23 protein-coding genes are annotated in these 25,984 nt (G+C 33.3%); 5 read left to right on the forward strand and 18 right to left on the reverse strand.

Going from position 1 to position 25,984, the window contains the following annotated elements:
• Positions 1 to 82: 82 nt before the first annotated feature.
• The 12 genes from C8C83_RS16845 to truA all read right to left on the reverse strand — a co-directional run bounded on the left by C8C83_RS16845 (position 83) and on the right by truA (position 12,443).
• On the reverse strand, positions 83 to 673 hold the full coding sequence (locus tag C8C83_RS16845) for a hypothetical protein (protein ID WP_121329571.1): 591 nt from the start codon (positions 671 to 673) through the stop codon (positions 83 to 85).
• A 73-nt stretch (positions 674 to 746) separates the two neighbouring features.
• Complete coding sequence (locus C8C83_RS16850) at positions 747 to 1,178, reverse strand: GNAT family N-acetyltransferase (RefSeq protein WP_121329572.1); 432 nt, start codon at positions 1,176 to 1,178, stop codon at positions 747 to 749.
• Between the two features lie 101 nt (positions 1,179 to 1,279).
• Entirely contained in the window at positions 1,280 to 1,675 is a 396-nt protein-coding gene (locus C8C83_RS16855; RefSeq protein WP_121329573.1) for a DUF1801 domain-containing protein, read from the reverse strand.
• A 535-nt stretch (positions 1,676 to 2,210) separates the two neighbouring features.
• Positions 2,211 to 2,885: a carbonic anhydrase gene (locus tag C8C83_RS16860; protein ID WP_121329575.1), complete on the reverse strand. Its 675-nt coding sequence runs from the start codon at positions 2,883 to 2,885 to the stop codon at positions 2,211 to 2,213.
• A 114-nt stretch (positions 2,886 to 2,999) separates the two neighbouring features.
• Positions 3,000 to 3,899, reverse strand: coding sequence for an arginase family protein (locus C8C83_RS16865; RefSeq protein WP_121329576.1), 900 nt, complete (start codon positions 3,897 to 3,899; stop codon positions 3,000 to 3,002).
• A gap of 110 nt (positions 3,900 to 4,009) precedes the next feature.
• Positions 4,010 to 4,501, reverse strand: coding sequence for a TPM domain-containing protein (locus tag C8C83_RS16870; RefSeq protein ID WP_121329577.1), 492 nt, complete (start codon positions 4,499 to 4,501; stop codon positions 4,010 to 4,012).
• A gap of 202 nt (positions 4,502 to 4,703) precedes the next feature.
• The gene (locus tag C8C83_RS16875) at positions 4,704 to 6,152 is read right to left on the reverse strand and encodes a DUF1254 domain-containing protein (protein WP_121329578.1); all 1,449 of its coding nucleotides are present in this window, start codon (positions 6,150 to 6,152) and stop codon (positions 4,704 to 4,706) included.
• A 354-nt stretch (positions 6,153 to 6,506) separates the two neighbouring features.
• Entirely contained in the window at positions 6,507 to 7,256 is a 750-nt protein-coding gene (locus C8C83_RS16880) for a DUF2314 domain-containing protein (protein ID WP_121329579.1), read from the reverse strand.
• A gap of 214 nt (positions 7,257 to 7,470) precedes the next feature.
• Positions 7,471 to 8,859, reverse strand: a complete 1,389-nt coding sequence (gene lpdA, locus C8C83_RS16885) for a dihydrolipoyl dehydrogenase (protein WP_121329580.1) — start codon at positions 8,857 to 8,859, stop codon at positions 7,471 to 7,473.
• A gap of 273 nt (positions 8,860 to 9,132) precedes the next feature.
• A complete protein-coding gene (locus C8C83_RS16890; RefSeq protein WP_121329581.1) occupies positions 9,133 to 9,717 on the reverse strand; it encodes an NUMOD4 domain-containing protein in 585 nt (194 codons plus the stop codon).
• A 143-nt stretch (positions 9,718 to 9,860) separates the two neighbouring features.
• Positions 9,861 to 11,615 carry an ABC transporter ATP-binding protein gene (locus tag C8C83_RS16895; protein ID WP_121329582.1) on the reverse strand — a complete coding sequence of 585 codons (1,755 nt, stop codon included), beginning with the start codon at positions 11,613 to 11,615 and terminating at the stop codon, positions 9,861 to 9,863.
• Between the two features lie 93 nt (positions 11,616 to 11,708).
• Positions 11,709 to 12,443: a tRNA pseudouridine(38-40) synthase TruA gene (truA, locus tag C8C83_RS16900; RefSeq protein ID WP_121329583.1), complete on the reverse strand. Its 735-nt coding sequence runs from the start codon at positions 12,441 to 12,443 to the stop codon at positions 11,709 to 11,711.
• Between the two features lie 607 nt (positions 12,444 to 13,050).
• Here truA and C8C83_RS16905 point away from each other — a divergent pair.
• Entirely contained in the window at positions 13,051 to 14,973 is a 1,923-nt protein-coding gene (locus tag C8C83_RS16905; protein ID WP_121329584.1) for an SPFH domain-containing protein, read from the forward strand.
• Between the two features lie 280 nt (positions 14,974 to 15,253).
• Positions 15,254 to 15,748, forward strand: a complete 495-nt coding sequence (locus C8C83_RS16910; protein ID WP_121329585.1) for a metallophosphoesterase family protein — start codon at positions 15,254 to 15,256, stop codon at positions 15,746 to 15,748.
• 157 nt (positions 15,749 to 15,905) lie between these two features.
• On the opposite strand, the gene C8C83_RS16915 is transcribed toward C8C83_RS16910, so the two are convergent.
• Together C8C83_RS16915 and C8C83_RS16920 are read right to left on the reverse strand one after the other, a co-directional pair.
• The gene (locus C8C83_RS16915; RefSeq protein ID WP_121329586.1) at positions 15,906 to 16,565 is read right to left on the reverse strand and encodes a response regulator transcription factor; all 660 of its coding nucleotides are present in this window, start codon (positions 16,563 to 16,565) and stop codon (positions 15,906 to 15,908) included.
• Positions 16,566 to 16,729: 164 nt separating this feature from the next.
• A complete protein-coding gene (locus tag C8C83_RS16920; protein WP_099708796.1) occupies positions 16,730 to 17,137 on the reverse strand; it encodes a DUF4293 domain-containing protein in 408 nt (135 codons plus the stop codon).
• Positions 17,138 to 17,320: 183 nt separating this feature from the next.
• On the opposite strand from C8C83_RS16920, the gene rho reads away from it, so the two are divergent.
• Positions 17,321 to 19,219, forward strand: a complete 1,899-nt coding sequence (gene rho, locus C8C83_RS16925; RefSeq protein ID WP_121329587.1) for a transcription termination factor Rho — start codon at positions 17,321 to 17,323, stop codon at positions 19,217 to 19,219.
• A gap of 345 nt (positions 19,220 to 19,564) precedes the next feature.
• Here the strand turns inward: rho and C8C83_RS16930 are convergent, their stop codons facing one another.
• From C8C83_RS16930 to C8C83_RS16945, 4 genes are all read right to left on the reverse strand, one after another.
• On the reverse strand, positions 19,565 to 20,581 hold the full coding sequence (locus C8C83_RS16930; protein WP_121329588.1) for a M28 family peptidase: 1,017 nt from the start codon (positions 20,579 to 20,581) through the stop codon (positions 19,565 to 19,567).
• Between the two features lie 8 nt (positions 20,582 to 20,589).
• On the reverse strand, positions 20,590 to 21,600 hold the full coding sequence (locus C8C83_RS16935) for a DUF3667 domain-containing protein (protein WP_121329589.1): 1,011 nt from the start codon (positions 21,598 to 21,600) through the stop codon (positions 20,590 to 20,592).
• A gap of 262 nt (positions 21,601 to 21,862) precedes the next feature.
• Complete coding sequence (locus tag C8C83_RS16940; RefSeq protein ID WP_121329590.1) at positions 21,863 to 22,636, reverse strand: dienelactone hydrolase family protein; 774 nt, start codon at positions 22,634 to 22,636, stop codon at positions 21,863 to 21,865.
• 105 nt (positions 22,637 to 22,741) lie between these two features.
• Positions 22,742 to 23,197: an Lrp/AsnC family transcriptional regulator gene (locus tag C8C83_RS16945; protein ID WP_121329591.1), complete on the reverse strand. Its 456-nt coding sequence runs from the start codon at positions 23,195 to 23,197 to the stop codon at positions 22,742 to 22,744.
• 194 nt (positions 23,198 to 23,391) lie between these two features.
• Between C8C83_RS16945 and rocD the strand changes: the two genes are divergently transcribed.
• Both rocD and C8C83_RS16955 read left to right on the forward strand, forming a co-directional pair.
• Positions 23,392 to 24,645, forward strand: coding sequence for an ornithine--oxo-acid transaminase (rocD, locus tag C8C83_RS16950; protein ID WP_121329592.1), 1,254 nt, complete (start codon positions 23,392 to 23,394; stop codon positions 24,643 to 24,645).
• Positions 24,646 to 24,863: 218 nt separating this feature from the next.
• Positions 24,864 to 25,967, forward strand: a complete 1,104-nt coding sequence (locus C8C83_RS16955; protein WP_121329593.1) for a glycosyltransferase family 2 protein — start codon at positions 24,864 to 24,866, stop codon at positions 25,965 to 25,967.
• The last annotated feature ends 17 nt before the right edge of the window (positions 25,968 to 25,984 follow it).

Genomic DNA, 25,984 nt, shown 5'->3' on the forward strand with positions numbered 1-25,984 from the left:
AAGTAAAAAATATTTACCTTTAAAAAGTTTTTAGCCTTCTAAAACATCTTCAAATTCAGTAAAAACAGGGAATCCGATTTCTTTATTTTCTTTCAATCAATAGTAATTTTTTTCCTTCATTAATCATTCTAACGCCATAAGAGATTGTTGCAATTGCACAGCCTAAACTAACGACAACGTTGGCAAGATTTACAGGCATTATTTTTTGGGTTATTAAATAAATACCAAGTATAGCAAACAAACAAGTCCAGGTTCCCATATAATAATCAAAAGTACGATTGAAAATTTTGGCTAATGGAAAAAAGTGTAAACCGACAGCTAAAGCGAAAAACGAAATAAATAATTCATCGTGATTGATGTTCATTAAAACATTTTTAGCCACAAGTATCCCTAGTCCTTCTAAACCAAAAATGATTAAGAACCATTTTTCTTTACTTTTTTCTTCGGCAGTTTTTTCTTCGACAGTATCTGCCAAGGTTTTTTGTGCTTTGGTAAATGTAAAATAGAAGTATAAAAACGCCGTAATGATAAAACCTAAAAGGACTCCAACAAGTCTGTAATCTTTATTTTCGAGATAATATTCGGCAATAAAAGCCCAAATTGCTGTGTTGATAATCATGAAGAATAATCCTCCAATTGGTTTGTCGATGTCTTTTTTTGTAATTTGTGTCATTTGAGTTTTGTTGGTTTTAAATATTTATATTTTGTTGTAGCGACGCACAAAAGTGTGTCTTTAGAAATACGGTTTAATTAATGTTTTTTAATAATTCAAAAAGTATATATCCGCCATGTTCAGATTGTCCGTGTTCTACGGCTAAAAAACCTTTTTTGAGATAAAACTCAACGGCTTTTGTGTTGTTTTCAAGGCATTTTAAAGTAATTGGAAGTTTGGTTTTTTTGATCGCTGCTTTTAATAATTCAGTTCCGATGCCTTCTCCTTGATATTTTTGGTCAATATACAAATGATGAATAAAATTACCCTTCATCCAAATAGAAATAAAACCAACAGGAATATCGTCAAGAATAGCTACCAATATAACTTCTCCTTTTGTATAGCGATCAAAATCTTTTAATTGAAATTCTAAAGGATCAAGCCAATGAAAGGTATTTTGTCTTTCTTTTAAAAACAACTTTCTTAAGAAATCATAGTCACCTTTTCTAACGGGTATTATTTTCATTTGGTGTAAAACAATTTTCGATTCATTTCTGAGTATTTTTTCGAATCATGGTTTTGGTTTGCGATTAAGATAAAGTACGTATTATCGAAATTATATTGTTCTTATTTTAGTCTTTCCAATACCCCTTTGCGTTTGACGATGTTTTTGTAATCCCATTGTATTTCTGTTGCTTTTTTAAGCCATCGCTTTAAGTCTTCTTGATTTATTTGTTCAATTGCTGTATAACGAATTTCTGAAGCTTTGAAAGAACCTTCGTTTGCAAGTTTTTCTTCGTCAAAAGATTGTCCGCTCCAGAATAACAGGCGAACACAATTTTTGAGTTTACTGTAGCCTACAATTGGATTTCCGTCAAGAAACCAAGCCGGATGTGCGTGCCAGATCTTGTTTTCGTAATCTGAAAGGTTTTCGTTGATTATAATAGCCAACTGATTGCAGATTTCTTTGTCTGAATCTGAATTAGATTGCGAATTATTATAATCTTGTACGGCTGCATTCATGATAATGAGCTTTTTTATTTGAATTTGAATTGGCGAATAACTTGCTATGAGACTTTTTTGAAGTTATTTGCTGTAGCTAAAATAGTCTTTTTTTTATTGCAATAATTCAATCTAAAATGAATATTGTTTTTTGAAATTTTGTGTTTGCGTGAGGGATAGTAGTGAAAAGCCCACAGCCTGACGAAGGAAGTGCGAGGACTTGTAGCGGATAGCCCGGTTCGCCGCGGCGAAACACGCCCAAATAAAAAAATCTGTTTTTATCAGCGTTTTCGCTTTAGCGAATCAGTAAAATCAGTGTCTAATTTTGACGCGGATAAAACAGATTTACTTCGTAAAAACGCAGATAAAAACGGATTTTATTTTCTAACAGTTTAACTTAATGACATTGGGATAGTAGTGAAAAGCCCACAGCCTGACGAAGGAAGTGCGAGGACTTGTAGCGGATAGCCCGGTTCACCGCGGCGAAACACGCCCAAATAAAAAAATCCGACTTGCTTTCACAAATCGGATTTTAATATTTTGTATTGAATGTTGTTTACAATTGCTCCACTTTTCCGGTGTGTACATCGTATCGCATAGAAACAATTTGAATTTTATGTTCTTTTACGATTGGATTGTCCTGGATTAATTTTGTAGAGTGCTTGATATTGGCATTAATTGCTCCCAAATAGTTTGTTGCTTTTGGAGTTGTTTTGTCTGCGTCGATCTCTTCTTTTTCTTGAGATATTGTTTCAACTATATTATCAATATGATTGAAGTGTTTTTTGTAAGCTCCGTCTTTGTCATTAATATATGCTTTTACGGCACCACACTCAGTGTGACCTAAAACGACAATTAATTTTGCATCGAGATGTTCTATCGCATATTCGATGCTTCCCATATCGATATCAGAAATTAAATTTCCGGCGTTACGAATGACAAATAGATCTCCAATTCCCTGATCAAATACGATTTCTGGTGAAACTCTACTGTCTGAGCAAGTGATAATGACAGCAAAAGGTTTTTGCCCGTCCTGATTTGCTAAAATACTTTGTTTGTCTTGATGCGGATGAATTGATTTCTCGTCTAGAAAGCGTTTGTTTCCTTCGGTTAGTTTTTCAATTGAAGTTAGATTTTTGTTTGCTTCTGTAATGTTGATTTTATTACAACTAAGTATTGAAAAAATTATTGAAAATACTATAAACGCAAGAATTGTTATTTTTGTTTTCATGTTTCTGATTTTTAAGTCTTTATAAGTTTTATAAGTCCTTTATAAAACTGTGCAAAATTATTTCGCTTCTACTTATAAAATAGCCACAGGAAGTTTTTTTTATATCATTTAAATCTAATTTTTGATAGAGTTAAAGGTGTTGCTAATATTTGAAACAAATTCTTTTGTGTATTTTCCTGTTGGATCTAAATCAGGATCCAGAATTGTTATTTCGAGTCCGCTGAGTTTATCGTTTTGAAATAAATAGGAGGTAAGTTCATTAAACTCATCATAAGTCAGACCGTCAGGTGTTGGGCTGTCTACGCATGGCATTATCGAATCGTTTAAAACATCGACATCAATATGAAGCCAAAAGCCATCGAGATTTTTGCTCTTAACTTGTGAGAGAAATGATTGTACGCAATTTAAGATACTTTGTTTTCGCAGCGTTTGAAGGCTTATATAGGTTGCTGACGAGTTTTTGATTTGATCTTCGTATTCGTCATCATATTCGCGATTACCTACGCACCAAAGGTTTTCTTCTTTTATATAAGGAGATAAATTGAGGATATTGGTAAGTTTTTCCGGTCCGTTTCCGGTTACAATAGAAGCTGCCATTCCGCCAACGCCTCCAGTTTCAGAAAGTGAAACATCCATAAAATCAGTATGTCCGTCGAGGTAAAATAATCCGTAATTGCCTTTTTGTTTTAATGCAATGGCTGGTCCTAAAAGTATACTGCAGTCACCACCAAGTACAAAAGGAAATTTGTTTTGGCTCAATAAATTATTGATTAAATAAGCTTGTTCTCTGGCATAAGCAACTAATGAATTTGCATTGAGAATGTTGGTTTCATGATCTCTGATATTTGAATATTTGGGAGGATCTAGCCGTAGAATGTTTTTTGGATTTATGGTTTTGTGCAAATTATGTTTCCACAACCAATCCGGCAGTTTTTTTACGCCGGGTTCTTTTCCTGGCTGAGGTTCTTTTAAGCCTAAATTAGATGGAAACTCAATAATGCATATTTCTTTCATAGCCTGATTGTTTAGTATAAAGTTATGAAAATAAAGATTATTGTGGTTTTTGTTTGCTAAAAGGGATTTACGAAAAAATGACTTTTAGTATCAAATGGCTTCTTTTATTTTTATTCCAGCTTTTTAATGATTCGATCTGTACCTTCTTGCAAACCTTTGTAGTAATCTCCTTTTTTTAATTCTGGAACTACATAAGTAGATATGATATCTTTCATTTCCTGATCACTCATTTTAGTGCGTATTCTATTAACTCCCTGAACTTGAATTTGTCTTAACTGTTTGCTTATGACAATTAAAACAGCTGTGTCTATATTTAATTTAGAAATTAGATACTTGTCTAAATCTAAAGAATAATCGTTTAGATCATTATAAGGGGTTATTGAAGCTGTTGTTACAATCAGAATTTTATTTTTGGTTTTAGCTTCGTTTGATTTTAAAAATTCGGTTAAAGACTTGGTCTGATTTGGAGTAAGTATTTTTTCAAAATCATTTACATAATCATATGATTTTTCAAAGATATTTTGTGATTCAACTTTTGTTTGTGCAAATAAATGATGTGATAAAAAAAGGGAAATTGCTAAAAAGAACACTAATTTTTTCATAAAAGATTTGTTTTGGGCGCTGCAAAATTAGTGCTTTATTATTAAAAATCAGTTTCTATATTGTTTCTATAATTAATTTTTATTTCTATAGAATGATAAAAAAATCCGACTTGCTTTCACAAATCGGATTTTAATTTTTAGTGATTATGCTTTAATTATGATTAGTTTCTTTTTGTTGAAAATTAAAAAATCTAGTTTTTAATTATTTCACTTTTTCTAAATCATTCAATTTCCAACTTTGATCATACAAGTTTGGTGTTGGACCATAGAAGCGAGCCAGTATTTCAAATTTACCCTTAGGATCTGTTGGTACCCAATTTGATTCGCCGCTTTCTGGTGGAGTTGGACCAAAATAAAGATCAACCGAACCATCGCTATTTCTTTTAAGTCCTGGTGTTTGTGAAGAACGTCCAGCCCATTTTACATTCCGTATAAAAGTATGTGTATCACGATTATAAACTGTCATTGACCAATATTGTTTTACCGGAGCATTTGCAGGAACATTTACTTTATAGGTACTGCTGCCATCTAAAGCATTTCCGTCTTTGTCAACTATTTGCATTAAATAAAACTGTGATTCGCCAAGATGTTTGGCACTGAAGAAGGCAATCATATAAATCATTCCCCGATTGTCTGTAGGGTAAGAGTCAGATACATGATACATATTCCTTACATTTGCCGCAAAGTCTTCTGTCGCTGGAAAAATCCAATGAGTTCCTTTGAAAAAAGGATTTATTGATTCATAATTAAAATCAAGCCATTTTTTAGCTGTTTTTGCAGAAGCCGCAAGAATTTCTTTTGTTCGGGCGTCGGGACTAAAAGTTTTTCCTCTTTCAATGCCAAGAGTTTTCAATGGATCTATCATTGCTCGATCTCTTTCTAACCATGGTTCTTCTTGTATTATTTTATTTAACGATTCATAAAAACTGAAATCATAAGGAATATTTGATTCGTACACTTTATCACTGGCGTCTATAAAAGTTGTTACAGGATTTTTTGAAGCTTCACTTAACGGATAAACTTTTATACGCTTAGAATAAGCAACTGCTGCGGCAACATCATCATCGCTTCCACTTTTTAATACAGATCGAAGTAGCGCATAACCACGGTAAGTATCAGATTGTAAAGGAATGTATCCTGAAGGTATTTTGTTTTTGTCATAACCCGGCGGGAGAAAAAGATATTTTCCACCTTTACCTTTGTCAACTCCACCAGGTCCTACGTCATCAAGAGAATTTTGCCAGTAAGTCATTACACTTCCGTTAAAAACGCCATTATCAGCAGGCGGAATTTCAAGAACTACAGGTCCAACTTTTTCGGTATTAAAAAAAGGCATTAGATAAATTACATCCGGATTTGGTGTTAAGGTTTGATTTTTCCAGTCTAACAATTTTGGCCAGATAACGACCTGATTGTAATTACCGTTTATTTTGGTGAAACCATCATACATCAATTGAAAATTAACCGCAGGCATACCCCAAATCGCTGCTTCTACACCACGTTGATATAGAATTTGTTCTTTAATATTTGCAGGTTTAAATGCAGTAGTTACGGTATCTGCATCGTTTGTTGTTTCTGTATTTTTTGTGGTGGATTTATTGCAAGCTGTTAGTAGCAGAGCAAACAAGAGAGAAATAAGAACTTTTTTCATAATAGCAATTTATTGTGATTACAAATTTTAGGTTTTCAACTTTTTTGAATCTTAAAAAGATAAAGAGGACGAATCTTAAGTAAAACTCCTAACCAGAATTGAAAGAAGTTTGTTTTTTGTATTGCAGATAAAAACTATTTTGGCGAAGATAAATCTGATTACTATCAGATTTTTAAGATAGTTAAATGTACAAAAAAATATTAAATTTTAAAATATTTGTATTTAACTAATTGTATTACAGTGTTTTGTTTTATCTCTTGAAGAATTGTACTCTTTAGAAGTTTTTTAGAAGAGAATTATATGAACTACAAAAAAAAATCCGACTTGCTTTGACAAATCGGATTTTAAATAATGTTATTTTAAGAGTGGAATCAAATGTTCCCATTTTAGTTGTTCTACAAAATCTAATGCAGTTTTGTCATTATATGTTTTTGCGTTTTTATCAGCGCCTGATTCTATTAGAACTTCGATAATAGAACTATTTCCAGCAATTGCTTCTCTATGTAAAAAAGTATATCCTGATTCATCTTGTGCTGTAAGTTCGTTCGGATTTGTTTTTATAAACTCAACAAGGCTTTCTTTCATGTTTTTACTCATAGGATGTTCGATCAGATTCTCTGGTTTTTCTTTTTGCTCATACGCAACCAGAATATCATTGAAGTCGCCAAAATTTAAACCCCATGCTTCGTCATGTTCTTCTCTTTCGGTTTCGCTCATTTCTGATCGCATAGCGTGTATCGTAAAACCTCCGTATGTTTTGTCTTGAGTGGTAAATAACCAGTCGCTAATTTGATTTACCGGAATCTCGACATAATCACCATTAGCAACATTTGTTAATTCGTTTGGATCATTTACTAAGATGCCTTTTATTTTTTCGCCATCAAAATTAATCTCATTTATCCACATATGTTCAACGGCTGTATCATTATTTATTTCTTGAGTAAAGGCAAGTTTTACACAAGCTACATCAAGTGCCGGAACTATTCGGCGATATTCCCATGATAATTCTCTCCAAAAATATTTAAAAGTCTCCTGTGCTTTTTTAAATGCGGCAATCATTTTAGGGCTTTCTCCGTCTGCAAAAAATATTGGTGTATTTTCCATTACATGTATTTTATGATAATTATTTTTTATAAAGTAAATATAATTTTTTTACTACAAATCCGCCAATGTCAATTGCCGATTTTAAGAATGTTTGATGTATTTATGCTTACTTTTCTAATAGTGCAAAAAAAATCCGACTTGCTTTCACAAATCGGATTTTTAAATTGAAAATAATATGTAACTCGCATTAATGCATTTGCATCAATACAATATTTTACAAGTGAATTACTTCGCCGTAAGCATCAGCTACAGCTTCCATAACAGCCTCGCTCATTGTTGGGTGAGGGTGAATAGATTTAAGGATTTCATGACCTGTAGTTTCTAGTTTACGAGCTACAACTGCTTCAGCAATCATATCTGTAACACCAGCACCAATCATGTGGCATCCTAACCATTCTCCATATTTTGCATCAAAGATTACTTTTACGAATCCGTCTGGAGTTCCGGCAGCTTTTGCTTTTCCTGAAGCTGAGAATGGGAATTTACCAATTTTTAATTCGTATCCTTTTTCTTTAGCTTGTTTTTCAGTCAAACCTACAGAAGCGATTTCAGGAGTTGCATAAGTACAACCAGGAACGTTTCCGTAATCGATTGGATCTACGTGTAAACCAGCAATTTTTTCTACACAGTTAATTCCTTCAGCAGAAGCTACGTGAGCCAAAGCTTGTCCAGGAGTAACGTCTCCAATTGCATAATATCCAGGAATGTTAGTTGCGTTGTAAGCGTTTACTAAGATTTTATCTCTGTCAACAGCAATTCCAACTTCTTCTAAACCGATGTTTTCAATGTTAGTTTTGATACCAACTGCCGAAAGTACGATGTCAGCTTCAAGAACTTCTTCACCTTTTGCAGTTTTAACAAATGCTTTAACTCCTGCACCAGTTGTGTCAATACGCTCAACAGATGAGTTAGTCATGATTTTAATTCCCGCTTTTTTCAAAGAACGCTCAAATTGTTTTGAGATATCTTCGTCTTCTACAGGAACAACGTTTGGCATAAATTCTACAATAGTAACTTCAGTTCCCATTGAGTTGTAGAAATGTGCAAATTCAACTCCAATAGCTCCAGAACCTACAATAATCATAGATTTTGGTTGTGTTGGTAAAGTCATTGCTTGTCTGTATCCAATTACTTTTACACCATCTTGTGGCAAGTTTGGTAACTCACGAGAGCGAGCTCCAGTTGCGATGATAATATGGTCAGCACTATATTCAGTAACTTTATTGTCTTTATCAGTAACGTCAAGTTTTTTACCTGGTTTTAGTTTTCCAAAACCTTCAATAACGTCAATTTTGTTTTTCTTCATTAAGAACTGAACTCCTTTGCTCATTCCTTCAGCAACACCACGGCTACGTTGTACAACTGCTGGGAAATCTTTGTCAAATTCAGAAACTTTCAATCCGTAGTCAGAAGCATGTTTTAAGTAATCAAAAACCTGAGCTGATTTTAGTAATGCTTTTGTTGGGATACATCCCCAGTTTAAACATACACCACCAAGGTTTTCTTTTTCAACTACAGCAACTTTAAAGCCTAATTGTGAAGCTCTAATAGCTGTTACATATCCGCCAGGACCACTTCCTAAAACAATAACGTCGTATTTCATTTTTTTGGTTTTTAGTATTTAATACCGAAAATGAGGTTTATAATTCCGAAACTCTTTTTCGATTTTCTTTTTGTTATTTGTGATTGCGAATTTAAGGAATTATTTTAAAAAAATAGTAAGTTGTAAAAAGGTAAAATGTGAAAATGTGAAAAGTGTGATGTATAATGGCTGAGATTTAAAATTAAAAAGGTAAAATGTGAAATGTTAGTTTAAATATTCTAACATTTCACATTTTACCTTTCACATTTTAGCTTTTACGTTTTTCAATAACAATTAGACCTTAACGTGTCCCCAGTTTTCTCCGCTGGCAATACGTCTTATTTGCATTTCGCTTACGCCAAATTGTTTTGCGATTATTTTCAGACGTGTTTTTTGTTCCGGACGGGCAAGGATTTTTTTGATCAACATTACTTTTGTAGTTGTCAATTTTCGTCCGTCAGCTTTTAAGTTGTGTTCGATAAGATTCTTTTTTGCCTGAATTACACGCGGACTTTTGCGGCTGTGTTCCATCATTTCGGCTTTTGTGGCCCAACGTAAGTTTTTTTCATCATCGTTACTTCTGTTGTAATCCAGATGCAATACATAAGTCTGTTCTTCTGATTTTTTCGGAAGGAAATATTGAGCAACTAATTTGTATAAAAAGAGGTATTTGTTGACAATTTTGTCGTCTTTTTTTACTTTAAATCTAAAAGTTGGATATCCATCACTTAATCCGCCTTTTAAGAGACGGCCGTTTTCAATTTCATCAGTAAAGCTTATTAATCGGCCTCTGTTTGAAATGGCATAACGTAATTGTAATGAAGCATTTATTTCTATTTCTTTGAACTGTTCGTTTGGATAAAATCTGTTTTGTGGCATTTTCTTTTACATTTGATTTCTGTCTCTCAAAGATAAAGAATTCAATAAAAAAGACTGCTATGGTGCAGGTTACGAACCGCCACATTTATGATTCTTATAACGCTAATTTAACTTTTTTAAGAACTTTTTTAGCATTTCAAATCTCAATTGGCGACAGAAAATTGCGAATCGTATAGGTTTTTGTAATATCCGTCGATTTTATTAAGCAATTCTTGATGAGTTCCCTGTTCTACAATCAAACCTTTATCCATAACCACAATCTTATCAGCATTTACAATTGTGGCCAATCTGTGCGCAATTATAATCGAAGTTCTTCCTTTAGTGATCGTTTCGGTCGCACGCTGAATTAATTCTTCAGAATAAGTATCAATCGAAGATGTAGCTTCATCCAAAATCAAAATGCTAGGATTACTCACATATGATCGTAAAAAAGCGATTAATTGTCGTTGTCCTGACGAAAGCATTACACCACGCTCTTTTACATCAAAATCATAATTATCCGGAAGACTCATAATAAAATCATGTACTCCAATTTTTTTGGCAGCATCCAAAACTTGTTCGCGTGTAATCTCAGGATTGTGCAAAGTGATATTGTTATAAATCGTATCGGCAAACAAAAAAACATCTTGCAAAACCACTGCAATTTGCTTTCTCAAAGAAGCCAAAGTATAATTCTCAATATTATGACCGTCAATAAAAATAGTTCCGCTATTAATTTCGTAGAAACGATTCAGTAAATTGATAATCGTTGATTTTCCGGCTCCTGTCGATCCTACAATAGCAATAGTTTGCCCTGAATCAACAGATAAATCAATTCCTTTTATAACTTCTTCTTCCGGAATATAACTAAAACGGACGTCTTTGAATTCGATACTTCCTTCAAAAACCGGTGCTTCAAGTGTTCCAGTATCCTGAATATGATCCTGAGTATCGATAATATCAAAAACACGATTGGCAGCAATCATTCCCAATTGCATCTCGTTGAACTTATCCGCAATCTGACGTAATGGATTAAACAACATTCCAATAAACATTGTATAGGAAAACAAATCACCAAAAGTTGTAAAATGATCGCCGTTCAGGATTTTAAATCCACCATAAACAACCACTAATCCCAAAGTAATAGACGAAATAATATCTGCAATTGGGAAAAAGATCGAGTTATAAAGAATCGTTTTGATCCATGCAACTCTATGTTTATCATTGATAACTCTGAAGTTTTCGGCTTCAATTTTCTCACGATTAAAAAGCTGAACAATCTTCATTCCCGTAACACGTTCTTGAACAAACGAGTTCATGTTGGCAATTTGCGTACGAACTTCCTCAAAAGCAACTTGCATTTTACGCTGAAAAATTCTTGTAATGTAAACCAAAATTGGCATTGCAACAACCACAATCCAAGTCAGTTTCCAATTCATATAGAACATAAAAATCAAAACAACCAGCATTTTCATCAAGTCGCTTATAATCATAAACAAACCTTGACTAAAAATACGTGCAATCGATTCAATGTCCGAAACTGATCTGGTAACCAATTGTCCAACCGGAACCAAATCAAAATACTTCATTCTAAAGCTCAAAATATGTTTGAAAAGTTTGGTTCTGATATCTTTTACAATATCCTGACCGAGCCAGTTTGCCCAAAACACAAAATAGAACTGAGAGAAAACTTCGCATAAAAGTACAACGCCCATTAATATAATGTACATCAATAAACCATGCTTGTCATGCGTCTTGATATAGCCGTCGACCGTTTGCTTTAATAAATAGGGACGAAGTGCCGCAAAAATCGAAAGAGAAACTGCAAAAATGATAACGCCATAGTAGCGCCATTTATAAGGTTTAGTATATTTTAAAATTCGTTTGAATAATCCGGTATCAAATGCTTTTGCTTTCATTTTTATTTTTTCAATGCTTTAAGCTATAAGCTTTAGGCGATAAGCTTAACACTTTGTGGTGAAAGTCTATTGCTTAAAGCTTAAAGCCTACAGCTATAAGTAATCGTAATCAATTTCGGTTAAATATAATCCGTGTGCCGGAACCGAGAATCCGGCTTTTTCTCTGCTTTTACTCGCAATAATGTTTTCTAGATCGGCAAGAGAAATTTTATGCAAACCAATATTCACCAAAGTTCCCACAATGGCGCGAACCATATTTCGTAAAAAACGATTCGCTGAAATGGTAAAAATCAATTTGTTATTTTCTTGTTTCCAATACGCCTCAAAAATCGTGCAATCAAAAGTGTTTACATCTGTATTTACTTTCGAAAAACATTGAAAATCGGTATGATTCAGTAAGATTTTCGCGGCTTCATTCATCAAAGCTACGTCTAATTTTTGGTTAAAATACCAACTCAATTCTTCCGAGAATGGATTTTTAATAGTATTGATATGATATTCATAGGTTCTTTTAGTGGCGTCAAATCTGCAATGCGCATCATCATGAACTAATATAATATCAAAAATGGCAATGTCTTTTGGTAAATAGGAATTCAGTTTGTGTACTAAAGTCGGAACATCAATAGGATTTTCAAAATCAAAATGCCCGTACATTTCCTGTGCATGAACACCAGTATCAGTTCTTCCTGCGCCCATTATATTAATAGGAGCATTTAATAAAACCGAAAAAGCTTTGTTTAAAGTTTCCTGAACAGAAGAGGCGTTGGGCTGAAATTGCCAGCCATGATAATGTGTTCCGTTATAAGCAAAGTGAATAAAATATCTCAAGGTGAAGGTTCAAAGGTTCTGAGGTACAAATGTACAAAGGTTTTTTTTCTTTTTGAGGTTCAAAGGAACAAAGGGACAAAGGTTCATAGGTTTTTTCTGCAACGTATATCGTAGAGACGCACAGCAGTGCGTCTAAGGTACAGAGGTTTTAAAGGTATAAAGGTTTTTGGAAGTTGCTAAGAATCTAAGTTGCTAATGTTCTGAGATTTTTTTTTGCAACGTATATCGTAGAGGCGCACAGCAGTGCTTCTAACACAACGTGATAACATTTTTACCAATATGAGTTGTGCGTATTTTACGGAAAACCTCAAAATCTTCAAATAAAAACATTTGTTTTTATTTATTATAGTACTTTTAAAAACTAAATAACAAAACCTTTGAACCTTTGCCTCTCTATGCCTCTGAACCTTTCTAAAAACTGTTAAAACCAAAAATACCAATCATAGTTTATCCAACAAAAAATCGTGTCAGAAATTGACAATTCACACGATTTAATCAAACCTTTTTTTTAACATTTTTTGGAAAAAATTGGCAAAAGTTAATTTTTAAAATATTTCATTTTAACAGGAAGTATTTCTACTATGTTTGTAGTCTAAATATCAAAACTATGAATGAAATTACTTCTTACTGGTGGATAATTCTAATCTTATTCTCCATTATTTTTTACAAATTTATATTACGTGTTTTCTTCGGAATGGTAATGGTTCCAGAGGATAAAATTGGTTTGGTGACCAAAAAATTCGTTTTGTTTGGTGCAGACAAGTCTCTTCCTGATGGTCGTATCATTGCTACAAAAGGAGAAGCTGGTTATCAGGCAAAAACACTTGCTCCAGGTTTATATTGGGGAATGTGGATCTGGCAATATTCAATTGATATGTCTGGATTTACGGTTATTCCGGAAGGAAAAATTGGACTTGTTTTAAGTAAAGACGGGCAGGAAATTCCAACAGGTAGAATCCTGGCTAGAAAAGTAGATAGTGATAACTTTCAGGATGCTACTTTTTTCTTAGACAACGGTGGGCAAAAAGGACGTCAGACGGCATTTATTACCACTGGTTCGTATCGTATTAATACGTTCTTATTCGAAATTGTAATTGCAGATCAAATTAAGATTTATGAGAACATGATTGGAATCGTAACGGCTCTTGATGGAGAACCAATTCCGCAAGGGCAAATTGCCGGAAAATTTGTTGAAGGTCATAATAACTTTCAGGATTTTGACAAGTTCTTGGACACTGGCGGAAATCGTGGTTTGCAGCCTCAGGTGATGTTAGCAGGATCATATTACATTAATACGTGGGGAATACAAATCGAGCAAAACCCAATGACTGATGTGCCAATTGGATATGTTGGTGTTGTGATTTCGTATATTGGAGAAGACGGACAAGATGTTACCGGAGACACTTTCAAACACGGAAATATTGTTTCAAAAGGACAACGTGGTGTTTGGATGGAACCACTTGGACCAGGAAAATATGCATTGAATAAATATACGACGAAGTTAGAGGCTGTCCCAACAACAAACTTGGTTCTGAACTGGGCAAATGCGAGAAGTGAATCACATGATTTAGATAAAAATCTTTCGACAATTACGGTTCGTTCAAAAGATGGTTTCCCGTTTAATCTGGATGTGGCGCAAATCATTCACGTTCCTGCTGCTGAAGCACCAAAAGTAATTGCGCGTTTTGGAAGCATGAACAACTTGGTTTCTCAGGTTTTAGAGCCTACAATTGGTAACTATTTTAGAAACTCGGCTCAGGATAGCGATGTTATTTCGTTCTTATCAACAAGAAAAGAACGTCAGGAATCTGCTAAAAATCATATCAAATTAGTACTTGACGAATACAACGTAAATGCAGTTGATACTTTGATTGGAGATATCGTTCCGCCGGATTCATTGATGAAAACGTTAACGGACAGGAAACTTGCTGAAGAAGAGCAAAAGACGTATCAAACTCAAAGAATGGCGCAAGAACAACGTCAGGGAATGGAGAAAGAAACGGCGATTGCAGATATGCAAAAAGAGATCGTTCGAGCTTCGCAAAGTGTTGAGATCGCACAACGTACTGCAGACGCAACAGTTAAGAAAGCAGAAGGAGACGCAACCAGTTTAAAACTGAATGTAAACGCTGAAGCGGAAGCTACGAAGATGCGTGCAAATGCCGAAGCAGAAGCTACAAAAGCAAGAGCAGGAGCACAGGCAGAAGCAACAAAACTAAACGCGAGCGCAGAAGCAGAAAGAATCTCTAAAACAGGTTTGGCTGAAGCTGAAAAAATTATGGCAATTGGTAAATCTACTGCAGAATCTTACCAACTTCAGGTTAGTGCAATGGGTGGCGATAACTTCACCAGATATAAAGTAACTGAAGAAATTGGTAAAGGAAATATCAAAGTAATTCCAGATGTTTTAATTTCCGGAAATGGCGGTTCTGATGGATCAATTAGCGGTCTGTTAGGTTTGAAACTAATGGAAATGATGGATACTAAAGATTCGAAAGATTCAAAAGATGTTAAGAATCCTAAGAAATAATAATTATCAGCTTAATGAGATTTCCTAACAGGTCTCCAAGACCTGTTAGGTATGAATTTTAGATAAGGGATAAATAATAAAATACCTAACTGGTTTTTAAAACCTGTTAGGATCTAAATCCGATTTGCATAAGCGAATCGGATTTTTTTATGTTGAAAAATAAAGAAAACATTACCAAAGACGCACTGCTGTGCACCTCTACAGAAAAAACCTTTGTACCTTTGTGGCTGTAAAAAAATAACCTCAGAACCTTAGTAACTTAGAATCTCAGCCTCTTATAATGAAAAAAATCCTCCTACTTTCCGATACTCACAGTCATATTGATGATACTATTTTAAAATATGTAAATCAGGCTGATGAGGTTTGGCATGCGGGAGATATTGGTGATTTGAATGTTACAGATACAATAAAAAAGCTAAAGCCTTTACGTTGTGTGTATGGGAATATCGATGATGCAAAGGCAAGATTAGAATTTCCATTGCATAACAGGTTTTTATGCGAGAATGTTTCTGTGTGGATAACTCATATTTGTGGATATCCTGGAAAATATAATCCGGCTATTAGAGAGGAAATGGCATTGAATCCGCCTAAATTATTTATTTGCGGGCATTCACATATCTTAAAAGTAATATTCGATAAAAAGAATAATTTGTTGCACATGAATCCAGGTGCAGCAGGAAAAAGTGGTTTTCATCAAGTTCGTACAATGCTTCGATTTGTAATCGATGATGATAAAATTAAAGACCTTGAAATTATTGAAATCGGAAAGAAGTAAGATTTGATTAATGTAATACAAGTGTCGTTTTGAAGATAAATTTTATGGAGTAAATAAATGGCTTTTATTTAGAGAAATGAAAACTAAAAGTACAGTAAAAACTCTTAAAAACGATTATGCGAAAAATATTGATTGAAATAAAGATCTTGAGATCAAATTAAGCATTAATTAAATTGTTTTTTAGCGCATATTTTACAAGGCCAATTGTGTTTCTGGTTTGTAGTTTTCTCATAATGTTTTTTCGATGCGTTTCAACAGTATTGGTACTGATGAAAAGATACTCGCCAATTTCCTTTCCGCTGTATTCAAGTGAAATCAAAGTAATGATTTCTATTTCTCTTCTGCTTAAAGTATGACTTTCAGTATGTACTTTTTTATTTAAATCTGGATTGTTTTGTGTGAAGCTGTTAAATATTTTTTCTCTTACGGCATTACAAAAATAGTCCTGTCCTTGATGAACGGCTTTAATCGCTTCGATGATATTTTTGCCTGCACATTTTTTTGTGAGATAACCATTAACGCCTAACTTTATGGCTTCTTTTATACTTTTTAGATCATCATAACTGGACAGAATAATTACTTTGCAAGGAACACCGTTTTGATTAAGCTCTTTTAAAACTTCAAAAACATCTTTTTTGGGCATGTTTATATCCATAACCAAAATATTGGCATTGTTTTGTACAACATCTTCATAAATAGTTGAGCTATCACTAGAGCTGCCTACTACCTCAAAATTTTCGATTGTACCTAATAAGTTGGTCAGGCTATCAATGAGTATTTGTTGATCGTCAGCAAGATGTATTCTTATTTTGTTCATCGTTATTGTTTCTTGGGATTTTAAACAAATTTATAGAGTAACGATTGCTGGCTATGACCTTTATAAGGTTAATTTGTATCATAATAAGTTATAAAAACAGGGCACAAAAAAACCCGAATATAAAATTCGGGTTTTCTTCGCACAAAAAAATTAAGTTTATAGGTTTACCTCAAACGATCTACAGATTTTACAAGATCTTCATCCTTTTTGATGGCTTTATTAGCTAAAACTAATAACACGATAGCAACAATAGGTAGAAACATCCCAATACCTTTCTCTGAAACAACAGTTTCTCCAGATAAATTTAGAGATCGATATACAAATAATCCTAATAAAATTAAATTTAATATTATGTTCAGTCTGTTCATCACAAACTGATTTTGTCTTTTCTTATATGAAATAATACTAACAATAGTAAGCATTGTACTTAGACCTAATAAAATGGTATAAAATTGGTCCTGCATAAAATAAAATGGTTTACCGTTTAATGTCCAAAGCGGAATAAAAAACAATAACACCGCTGTAATTATAAAGGTAAGAATTAAATATACGGTCTGAATTCTTTGTATCATGATCTAAAATTGTTTTACAAAAATATATTTTCTTTTTTTAAAATACTATTGTATGATTAAATTTTATTCGTATTATTGCATCATAATACCGTAAGCACTTCATACTGCGGGCAATTGAAAAAAAATATCTACCTATTCTTTTTACAGTATTTCCTTTAAAATAATTAAATTCATAGAACATTCATGTTTGATATTTCTGCATTAAAAGAAATGAAGCTTTCTGAGCTTCAAGAAATAGCTAAGTTAGCTAAAACTATAAAGTTTAATGGCGTTAAAAAAGAGACTTTAATAAGTCAGATTTTAGCACATCAGGAATCGACTGTAGAGCCGCCAGTTAATGCTGTGGCCGAAAAAGTGGAAGATGACAAACCAAAAAGAGCAAGAATAGTTCCTGCAAAGAAAACTCCTATTGCTAAAGATGCTCCTGTTCTTGAATTTGATAAGGTAGAAGAAGCTCCGGAAAAAGTAAAAACTCCTGCGATTTCAAAAGCAACTCCAAAAGCGCAACAAGCTCCAAAAGTAGCAGAAATACAAAAAGAAGAAATACAAAAAGAGGAAGTTGCAACGGAAGCACCGGAAGCTTCTGAAAATAAAGAAATACAAAAAAAAGGACCAAAAATTGTAAAGTTTAATAAATCAGCTTACGAGAAAAAGGTTGCCTTGCAAAAAGAAAAAGAAGCTACGAAAGAAGTAGGTTCTGAAGAGGTTGGAGAAACAGCTCTTGAAGCTCAAGTTACTACAGAAGAAAAAAAGGAAATCATAGAAAAAACAGAAGTTACTGCTCCTGTAAAAAAGATAAATCCTAACCAGAATAAAAATCAGAATCCGAACCAAAATCCAAATTCAAATCAAAACCCGAATCAGAATCCAAATCAAAACGGGAATGGAAACGGAAACGGAAATAATGGGAATCAAAACCCAAATCATAAAAATAAAAAGAATAATTTCAGAGATTCAGATTTTGAATTCGACGGAATTATAGAAAGTGAAGGTGTTCTTGAAATGATGCCTGACGGATACGGATTCTTACGTTCATCAGATTATAATTATTTAGCTTCTCCGGACGATATTTATTTATCAACTTCGCAAATTAGATTATTCGGTCTTAAAACCGGAGATACCGTAAAAGGAGTAGTTCGCCCTCCTAAAGAAGGTGAGAAATTTTTTCCTTTAGTTCGTGTACTTAAAATCAATGGTCACGATCCGCAAGTTGTTCGCGATAGAGTTTCTTTTGAGCACTTGACACCAGTTTTTCCTTCTGAAAAATTCAAATTAGCCGAAAAAGGCAGTTCGGTTTCAACTCGTATTATCGATTTATTCTCTCCAATTGGAAAAGGACAACGTGGTATGATTGTCGCTCAGCCTAAAACAGGTAAAACAATGTTGCTAAAAGACATTGCTAATGCAATTGCAGCAAATCACCCTGAAGTTTATCTTATTGTTCTTTTGATCGATGAGCGTCCTGAAGAGGTTACAGATATGCAACGCAGCGTTCGTGGTGAAGTTATTGCTTCTACTTTTGACCGTGAACCACAAGAACACGTGAAAATTGCCAATATCGTTCTTGAAAAAGCAAAACGTTTGGTAGAATGTGGTCATGATGTTGTAATCTTATTAGATTCGATTACACGTTTAGCAAGAGCTTATAATACCGTTCAGCCTGCATCAGGAAAAGTATTAAGTGGAGGTGTTGATGCAAATGCATTGCAAAAACCAAAACGTTTCTTTGGAGCTGCTAGAAATGTAGAAAATGGTGGTTCATTGAGTATCATCGCAACTGCATTGACTGAAACAGGTTCTAAAATGGATGAGGTTATCTTTGAAGAATTTAAAGGTACAGGTAACATGGAGCTTCAATTGGATCGTAAAATTGCCAACAAACGTATTTTCCCTGCAATCGATCTTACTTCGTCAAGTACACGTCGTGATGATTTATTATTAGACGAGAAAACTTTACAAAGAATGTGGATTATGCGTAAATATCTATCAGACATGAATCCAGTAGAATCTATGGATTTTGTAAACGATCGTTTCAAGAAAACAAGAAATAACGAAGAGTTCTTGATCTCTATGAATGACTAAGAAAAGGTTCTAAGTTACAAAGGTGCTGAGGTTCTAAGGTTTTTCTTTTGGAATCTGTAAATATAAAAAAGGGATGAGTTTTAAAACTCATCCCTTTTTTGTTTTGTCGGCCCAATCTTTGTAATTTCTGTATTATGTTTAACATAGCCCGAGGTTTTAACCTTGGGGCACGCATTGTGAATCCATTATTGTTCCCAAGGTTGAAACCTCGGGCTATGGTTGAAATGTGAAAAGGATAAAATTTGTAGACTTTAGTCTAAAGTAAAAAAACTTAGAACCTCAGTATCTTAGAACCTCAGTTCCTAAAAAAAACCTTTGCACCTTTGTCCCTCAAAACCTTTGCACCTATTTTTTATCAACTACAGGTCTATTTTCTCTATTTGCTAAATCCCAGGCAACAACAAATGCCAGTTGTGTTCTTTTAGTTAAAGCATCGTACTCGATTTTTTCAGGTTCATCGCCTTTTCCGTGGTAATCTTCGTGAACTCCGTTAAAGAAGAAAACAGCCGGTATGCCATGTTTTGCGAAGTTATAGTGGTCAGAACGCTCGTAAAAATGATTTGGATCTTTAGGATCATTAAATTTAAAATCTAAATCTATTTTAGTGTATTTATCGTTTTGAGCTACAACAGCATTGTGTAAATCTGTAGATAATCTGTCAGCACCAATAACGTAGACATAGTTATTTGTTTTTGCATGTTCCACATCGCGACGACCAATCATATCAATATTGATATCCGTGATAGTATTTGCAATTGGGAATAATGGATTTTCAGAATAGTAACGAGATCCGTGTAATCCGTGTTCTTCTCCAGTTACGTGAAGGAACAAAATAGAACGTTTTGGACCATGGCCTTGTTTTTTTGCTTTTGCAAAAGCTTTAGCGATTTCCATAACCGCAACAGTTCCGGAACCATCATCATCGGCACCATTATAAACTTCGCCATTTTTTATTCCTACGTGATCGTAATGTGCTGAAATAACTAATACTTCATCCGGTTTTTCAGAACCTTCTATATAAGCCCAGATATTCTCAGAATCCGGTAGGTTTTCATTACGTTTTGCATTTAAGAAAGCCGCAGGAATATGTTGGTAATAATCTGTTGCTCCTTTTGGAAACGAAACTCCATTTTTTTTGTATTGTTCGATCATATACAAACCTGCCTTTTTCTGACCTTTTGATCCGGTTTCGCGACCTTCCATTTCGTCAGATGCGACAACATAAAGCATTTTTTTTAGATCTTTCTCTGTGATGACTTTTATGTATTTAGTCGGATCTGAGTTATCTTTAGAAGCAACAGTCTGCATGTTTTTACAAGAAAACGCTGAAGCAACTAATAATAGAACTACAATTTTTTTCATTAGATTAGTTAGTGTAAGTTGATAAATATATATAGCATATAAAAAACTAGTAAAAATAGGATAAAAAAGAAGTTTATAAAAAATAAGATAAAACTTTTAATAAATGAAACTATTCTGGTTTCGCCATAAAAACGATGATGCGCCGGATAAAAATAATAACACATCCAAAGAATACCTACAAAATTAATAATATTAGCTACCACCGTAAGTGGACTGTCTTCTCCAAATAGACCAATTACTTTGTTGACAATAAATAAGATGAGAAATATTAAAAGTAAAAAGGAGAAATAATGCAAGGTGAAAATACCGTGATCAAAATAGTACCATTTCTTTTTGTTATGAAAAATCCATAAAAAGAAAGCAAAGAAAGGCATTATAATGAATAGAATTTTTGGAATATTGTGAATGAAAGATTCTATGAATTTTTCAATAATTTCCTTTTTTGTATTATGTTCAGTGACATGTACAGCTTTTTCATAAGTCCAATAGGCAAAATCAGAAAGTTTTTCGCTCTCTTTTCCATACTTTTGAATAGAATCGATTTCTTTCATCGATCTTAAATTAAAGTACTTTTTATCGAGTTGTTTCATCGTTTTGTCCTGCAAATAGTTTTTACCGCCGTGTTTTTCGGTTTTTTCTTTGCTGGGTTTTTCAAAATTAGAACTGATTTCTTCCTGACTTTTGTTAAGATTCTCACTTACTTGATTCGGAAATAAAGCAATTAAAAGAAAAGTAATAAAACTTATAAAAATATACAGACGAACAGGAGCAAGGTAAGACAATCGTTTTCCTGAAAGATATTCTTTTGTTAATGTCGAAGGTTTGAAAAGTAGGTTTTTAATCGTTTTCCAAAATGCATTCTCATAATGCGTTAAATCTTCAAAGAAATGGATAAACAAATGATGGAATGTTTTTCTGCTATCAGTGTTTTCCTGTCCGCAATTTGGACAAAATTTTTGTTCAACAACATGTCTGCAATTTAAGCAGGTTTTGTCTTTTCTAATCGGACTGTGTGACATTGGTTATTTTAGTTGGTTTAATTTTGGTTGTTATTTTTGCTTTTTGCCCACGGATTTTAGGGATTAAACGGATTTTCGCTGTTTTTTTACCACGAATTATCGCGAATTAATTTTATTAAATATCAGTGTAAATCTGTTTAAATCCGCGTTATCTGCGTGCCATTTTTTTTGCCACGAATTACACAAATTTTCACGAATTAATTTTATTAAAATATCAGCGTAAATCTGTTTGATCCGTGTCATCCGTGTGCTATTGCTATTTCTATTTTTTCAAAACTTCATTTAGGAAAAGCTGTAAATGTTCAAAAGATCTTTTTGCTGCAACAGCGTTATAAGCAGCGCCTTTTGAATTATCGTTTCCGGCTTCAGGATTTGTAAAAGAGTGAACTGCATTTGCATAATAAATCATTTGCCAATCCGCTTTTGAGTCACGCATTTCTTGTTGGAAAGCTGTAATTTCTGCCGAAGATTCAAACGGATCATCGGCACCGTGACAAACTAAAACTTTGGCAGTTATTGGTTCTACTTGGCGACTTGCATCTCTGGCTAAACTACCATGAAATGAAACAACGCCTTTTACATTCAAATGTCCGCGGGCAGCTTCAAGAACTCCGGTTCCTCCAAAACAATATCCAATAGCAACAATATTATCTGCATTAGCACCGGATTTTACTAATTCCTGCAACGCTGCATTGATTCTTTTTTGATAAACCGTAAAATTGGTTTTATAATATCCCGCTTGTTTTCCAGCTTCTGAAGTGTTTTTTGGATAATTTCCTTCACCATAAATATCAGCGATGAAAACACTGTAGCCAAGTTTAGATAACTCTGCTGCAATATCTTTTGAGGCTTTATCGATTCCTAGCCATGCTGGTATAAGAAGAATACCGGGATTATTGCTGCTTTTTTTAGCAGATTTTATATATAAACCATTTAATGCCTGAGGTCCGTCAGCATATTTTACGGGTTTTAGTTGTGCATTTATAGCATTTGAAAACAATACAGTAGCAAAAATGAGTAAAGCCGAATTTTTCATAATTTCACAATTTTTAACAAATATCAGAAATATTATGTTACAAAAAAACCTCAAAAGCCATTTCTTCTGAGGTTTTTAGGAATAAAATTCTAAATCTTATCGGATTTATTCAATAGTGATATTTCGTTTAAAAGCGCAGCCCAATTCTATCATCGAATCGGTTTTGGCAATTCCAGGAATATTATCAATTTTTTCATATAATATTTTACGCATGTGTTCGTGGTTTTTTGCCGTAATTTTGAGGTAAAGCGTAAAAGATCCGGTTACAAAATAGCATTCTGTAATTTCAGGAATTTCTTTTAAAGCCTCGATAATTCGTTCGGAATCGGAATCTTTATTAAGTGTAATTCCTGTAAACGAAGCCCAGTCGTAACCAATTTGTTTTTCGTTCAAAATAGGTTTGATGCCCGTAATAATTCCTTGTTCAAATAAACGATTGATACGCTGATGAACCATCGTATTTGAAATTTTTAAATTAGTAGCAATGGTAGAAAATGCAATTCTTCCGTCTTTCTCTAATTCTTTTATGATTTTTACGTCAAACTCATCTAAAATGTCCATGCGTTTATTTTTAATTTCTGTAAAGATAAAAATAAGTCTGATTTGAATGAAAGATCACAAATTGAATATGACTTATATTCCTGCTAAAATAAGTTATTTTAATTTTAAAAAAGCTTAATTTGAGTTAAAACATTTGATTTTTGTGTTGTAAATAAATAAATTTTATATTTTTGTCTCAATAAAAATAAATTATCATGGGACATAAGCAAGAAATACTTTCATCAAAGTCTGAAGTTTTGATTGAAAAAGAAAACAAATACGGAGCTCATAATTATCATCCACTTCCGGTTGTTTTGGAAAGAGGTGAAGGAGTATACGTTTGGGATGTTGACGGGAAAAAGTATTATGATTTTTTATCTGCTTATTCTGCTGTTAACCAAGGACATTGTCATCCTAAAATTGTGAAAGCAATGGTTGATCAGGCTCAAAAACTGGCTTTGACTTCTCGTGCTTTTTACAATGATAAATTAGGAAACTATGAAGAATATGTAACTAATTATTTTGGTTTTGATAAAGTATTACCAATGAATACAGGTGCCGAAGCGGTTGAAACGGCTCTGAAACTTTGTAGAAAATGGGCTTATGAAGTAAAAGGAATTCAGGAGAATCTTGCACAAATTATCGTTTGTGAGAATAACTTTCACGGAAGAACAACGACAATTATTTCATTTTCTAATGATGAAACTGCACGTAAAAGCTTTGGTCCGTTTACAGAAGGATTTATAAAAATTGAATATGATAACCTTGAAGCTCTTGAAAAAGTTTTAGAATCATCAAAAAATATAGCGGGATTTTTGGTTGAACCAATTCAGGGTGAAGCCGGAGTTTATGTTCCGTCAGAAGGATATTTGGCGAAAGCAAAAGCGTTGTGTGAGAAACATAATGTATTATTTATTGCTGATGAAGTTCAGACTGGAATTGCACGTACCGGAAAATTATTAGCAGTTCATCACGAAAATGTACAACCGGATATCTTGATTTTAGGAAAAGCAATTTCTGGTGGAGTTTACCCAGTTTCGGCGGTTTTAGCAAATAATGAAATCATGAATGTGATTAAACCGGGACAACACGGATCTACTTTTGGTGGAAATCCTGTTGCTGCCGCTGTTGCAATCGCTGCTCTTGAAGTGGTTAAAGAAGAAAACTTAGCGGAAAACGCAGAGCGTCTTGGGATCATTTTAAGAAAAGGATTAAACGAAATCGCTGAACGTAATAACTTAATTACACTTGTTCGTGGAAAAGGTTTATTAAACGCAATCGTAATTAATTGTGGTGAAGATTCAGATTTAGCTTGGGAAATTTGCCTAAGATTTAGAGATAACGGATTATTGGCAAAACCAACTCACGGTAATAAAATCAGATTAGCGCCGCCTTTGGTAATGACCGAAGCTCAAATTCAGGAATGTCTTGAAATAATTGAGAAGTCATTAAATGATTTTAGAGATTAATTTCATCATTCATTACTTACATACAATATTAGGTTTTAAAAAACATATTCAGTTTTCTGAATATGTTTTTTTTTGCGCTTAATAAAAGTACTATTTTAATACAATTTGGTCTTTTACAGGTATTTAAAGTTTTTTATGTGAATTATTTTTGCAGAAATTTTCAAAGAGAAAAAGAATCGCTTGAAAAGAAACTGATTAATAATTTATACAAATAAGATATGATAACAATAAGCTTGTGCATGATTGTAAAAAATGAAGAAAAGACATTAGCAGAATGTCTTAACTCTGTAAAAGATATCGCAGATGAAATTATAATAGTTGATACAGGTTCTACAGATAAAACAAAAGAAATTGCACATTCCTTTACGGATAAAGTCTATGATTTTGAATGGATAAATGATTTTGCTGCTGCAAGAAATTTTGCTTTTTCTAAAGCTACAAAGGAATATCAACTTTGGTTAGATGCTGATGATATTATAATCGAAAAAGATAAAATTGCTTTCCTAAACCTTAAGAAAGAGCTTTCTCCTGCAATTGACATGGTTTTGATGAAGTATAATTATGTTGTAGATGAAAATAATAATCCTTCCTATTCTTTTCAAAGAGAAAGATTGGTAAAAAGAGTCAATAATTATAAGTGGAATGATCCGGTTCATGAATATATTTTATATGGTGATAATTATTTGATATCTGAAATTGCGATTACTCATAAAAAGGTAGATTCTTTTTCAGATCGAAATTTAAAAATCTATGAAGCGCAACTGAAAAATAATTTACCTTTTTCTCCAAGATCTTTGTATTATTATGCCAGAGAATTAAGGGATCATCATAAATATGAAGAAGCGATTGAATACTTTAATAAATTTCTCGATACAAAAGATGGTGCTGTAGATGATAACATAAATGCTTGTTATGAAATTGGAAAAATTTACAAACAATTAAATGATACAGACAATGCATTAAGGTACTTTTTCCAGAGTTTTTCATATGATATTCCAAGGGCGGAATCATGTTGTGAGATAGCTCTAATTTATATGGCTAATAAAGATTATAGAAAAGCTATTTATTGGTATGAGTTTGTATTTACTTTGAAACTTTCAGATACTGATATCAACAAAACATCAATTGATTGCTGGAGTTTTGTGCCTGCAATACAACTTGCTGTTTGTTATGCGAATATCAATAATATCGAAAAAGCTATTGCTTATAATGAATTAGCAGGAAAGTATAAAATAGATCACGATTCTGTGGTACACAACCGCAACTATTTTAATAAACTCGGAAAAAATAAAGATTTTTTATTTACCGATTATAAAGGATAATATCATAAATTTGGTAT

The organism is Flavobacterium sp. 90 (assembly GCF_004339525.1).
GTDB lineage: Bacteria > Bacteroidota > Bacteroidia > Flavobacteriales > Flavobacteriaceae > Flavobacterium.

Coding starts and splice junctions, on each gene's coding strand:
- C8C83_RS16895 (WP_121329582.1), bottom strand. CDS start 11,615: ATGAAAGCAAAAGCATTTGATACCGGATTATTCAAACGAATTTTAAAA.
- lpdA (WP_121329580.1), bottom strand. CDS start 8,859: ATGAAATACGACGTTATTGTTTTAGGAAGTGGTCCTGGCGGATATGTA.
- C8C83_RS16870 (WP_121329577.1), bottom strand. CDS start 4,501: ATGAAAAAATTAGTGTTCTTTTTAGCAATTTCCCTTTTTTTATCACAT.
- C8C83_RS16945 (WP_121329591.1), bottom strand. CDS start 23,197: ATGGACATTTTAGATGAGTTTGACGTAAAAATCATAAAAGAATTAGAG.
- C8C83_RS16850 (WP_121329572.1), bottom strand. CDS start 1,178: ATGAAAATAATACCCGTTAGAAAAGGTGACTATGATTTCTTAAGAAAG.
- C8C83_RS16935 (WP_121329589.1), bottom strand. CDS start 21,600: ATGTCACACAGTCCGATTAGAAAAGACAAAACCTGCTTAAATTGCAGA.
- C8C83_RS16865 (WP_121329576.1), bottom strand. CDS start 3,899: ATGAAAGAAATATGCATTATTGAGTTTCCATCTAATTTAGGCTTAAAA.
- C8C83_RS16955 (WP_121329593.1), top strand. CDS start 24,864: ATGATAACAATAAGCTTGTGCATGATTGTAAAAAATGAAGAAAAGACA.
- C8C83_RS16915 (WP_121329586.1), bottom strand. CDS start 16,565: ATGAACAAAATAAGAATACATCTTGCTGACGATCAACAAATACTCATT.
- C8C83_RS16910 (WP_121329585.1), top strand. CDS start 15,254: ATGAAAAAAATCCTCCTACTTTCCGATACTCACAGTCATATTGATGAT.
- C8C83_RS16880 (WP_121329579.1), bottom strand. CDS start 7,256: ATGGAAAATACACCAATATTTTTTGCAGACGGAGAAAGCCCTAAAATG.
- C8C83_RS16855 (WP_121329573.1), bottom strand. CDS start 1,675: ATGAATGCAGCCGTACAAGATTATAATAATTCGCAATCTAATTCAGAT.
- C8C83_RS16920 (WP_099708796.1), bottom strand. CDS start 17,137: ATGATACAAAGAATTCAGACCGTATATTTAATTCTTACCTTTATAATT.
- C8C83_RS16890 (WP_121329581.1), bottom strand. CDS start 9,717: ATGCCACAAAACAGATTTTATCCAAACGAACAGTTCAAAGAAATAGAA.
- C8C83_RS16940 (WP_121329590.1), bottom strand. CDS start 22,636: ATGAAAAATTCGGCTTTACTCATTTTTGCTACTGTATTGTTTTCAAAT.
- C8C83_RS16905 (WP_121329584.1), top strand. CDS start 13,051: ATGAATGAAATTACTTCTTACTGGTGGATAATTCTAATCTTATTCTCC.
- rho (WP_121329587.1), top strand. CDS start 17,321: ATGTTTGATATTTCTGCATTAAAAGAAATGAAGCTTTCTGAGCTTCAA.
- C8C83_RS16845 (WP_121329571.1), bottom strand. CDS start 673: ATGACACAAATTACAAAAAAAGACATCGACAAACCAATTGGAGGATTA.
- C8C83_RS16860 (WP_121329575.1), bottom strand. CDS start 2,885: ATGAAAACAAAAATAACAATTCTTGCGTTTATAGTATTTTCAATAATT.
- C8C83_RS16930 (WP_121329588.1), bottom strand. CDS start 20,581: ATGAAAAAAATTGTAGTTCTATTATTAGTTGCTTCAGCGTTTTCTTGT.
- rocD (WP_121329592.1), top strand. CDS start 23,392: ATGGGACATAAGCAAGAAATACTTTCATCAAAGTCTGAAGTTTTGATT.
- C8C83_RS16875 (WP_121329578.1), bottom strand. CDS start 6,152: ATGAAAAAAGTTCTTATTTCTCTCTTGTTTGCTCTGCTACTAACAGCT.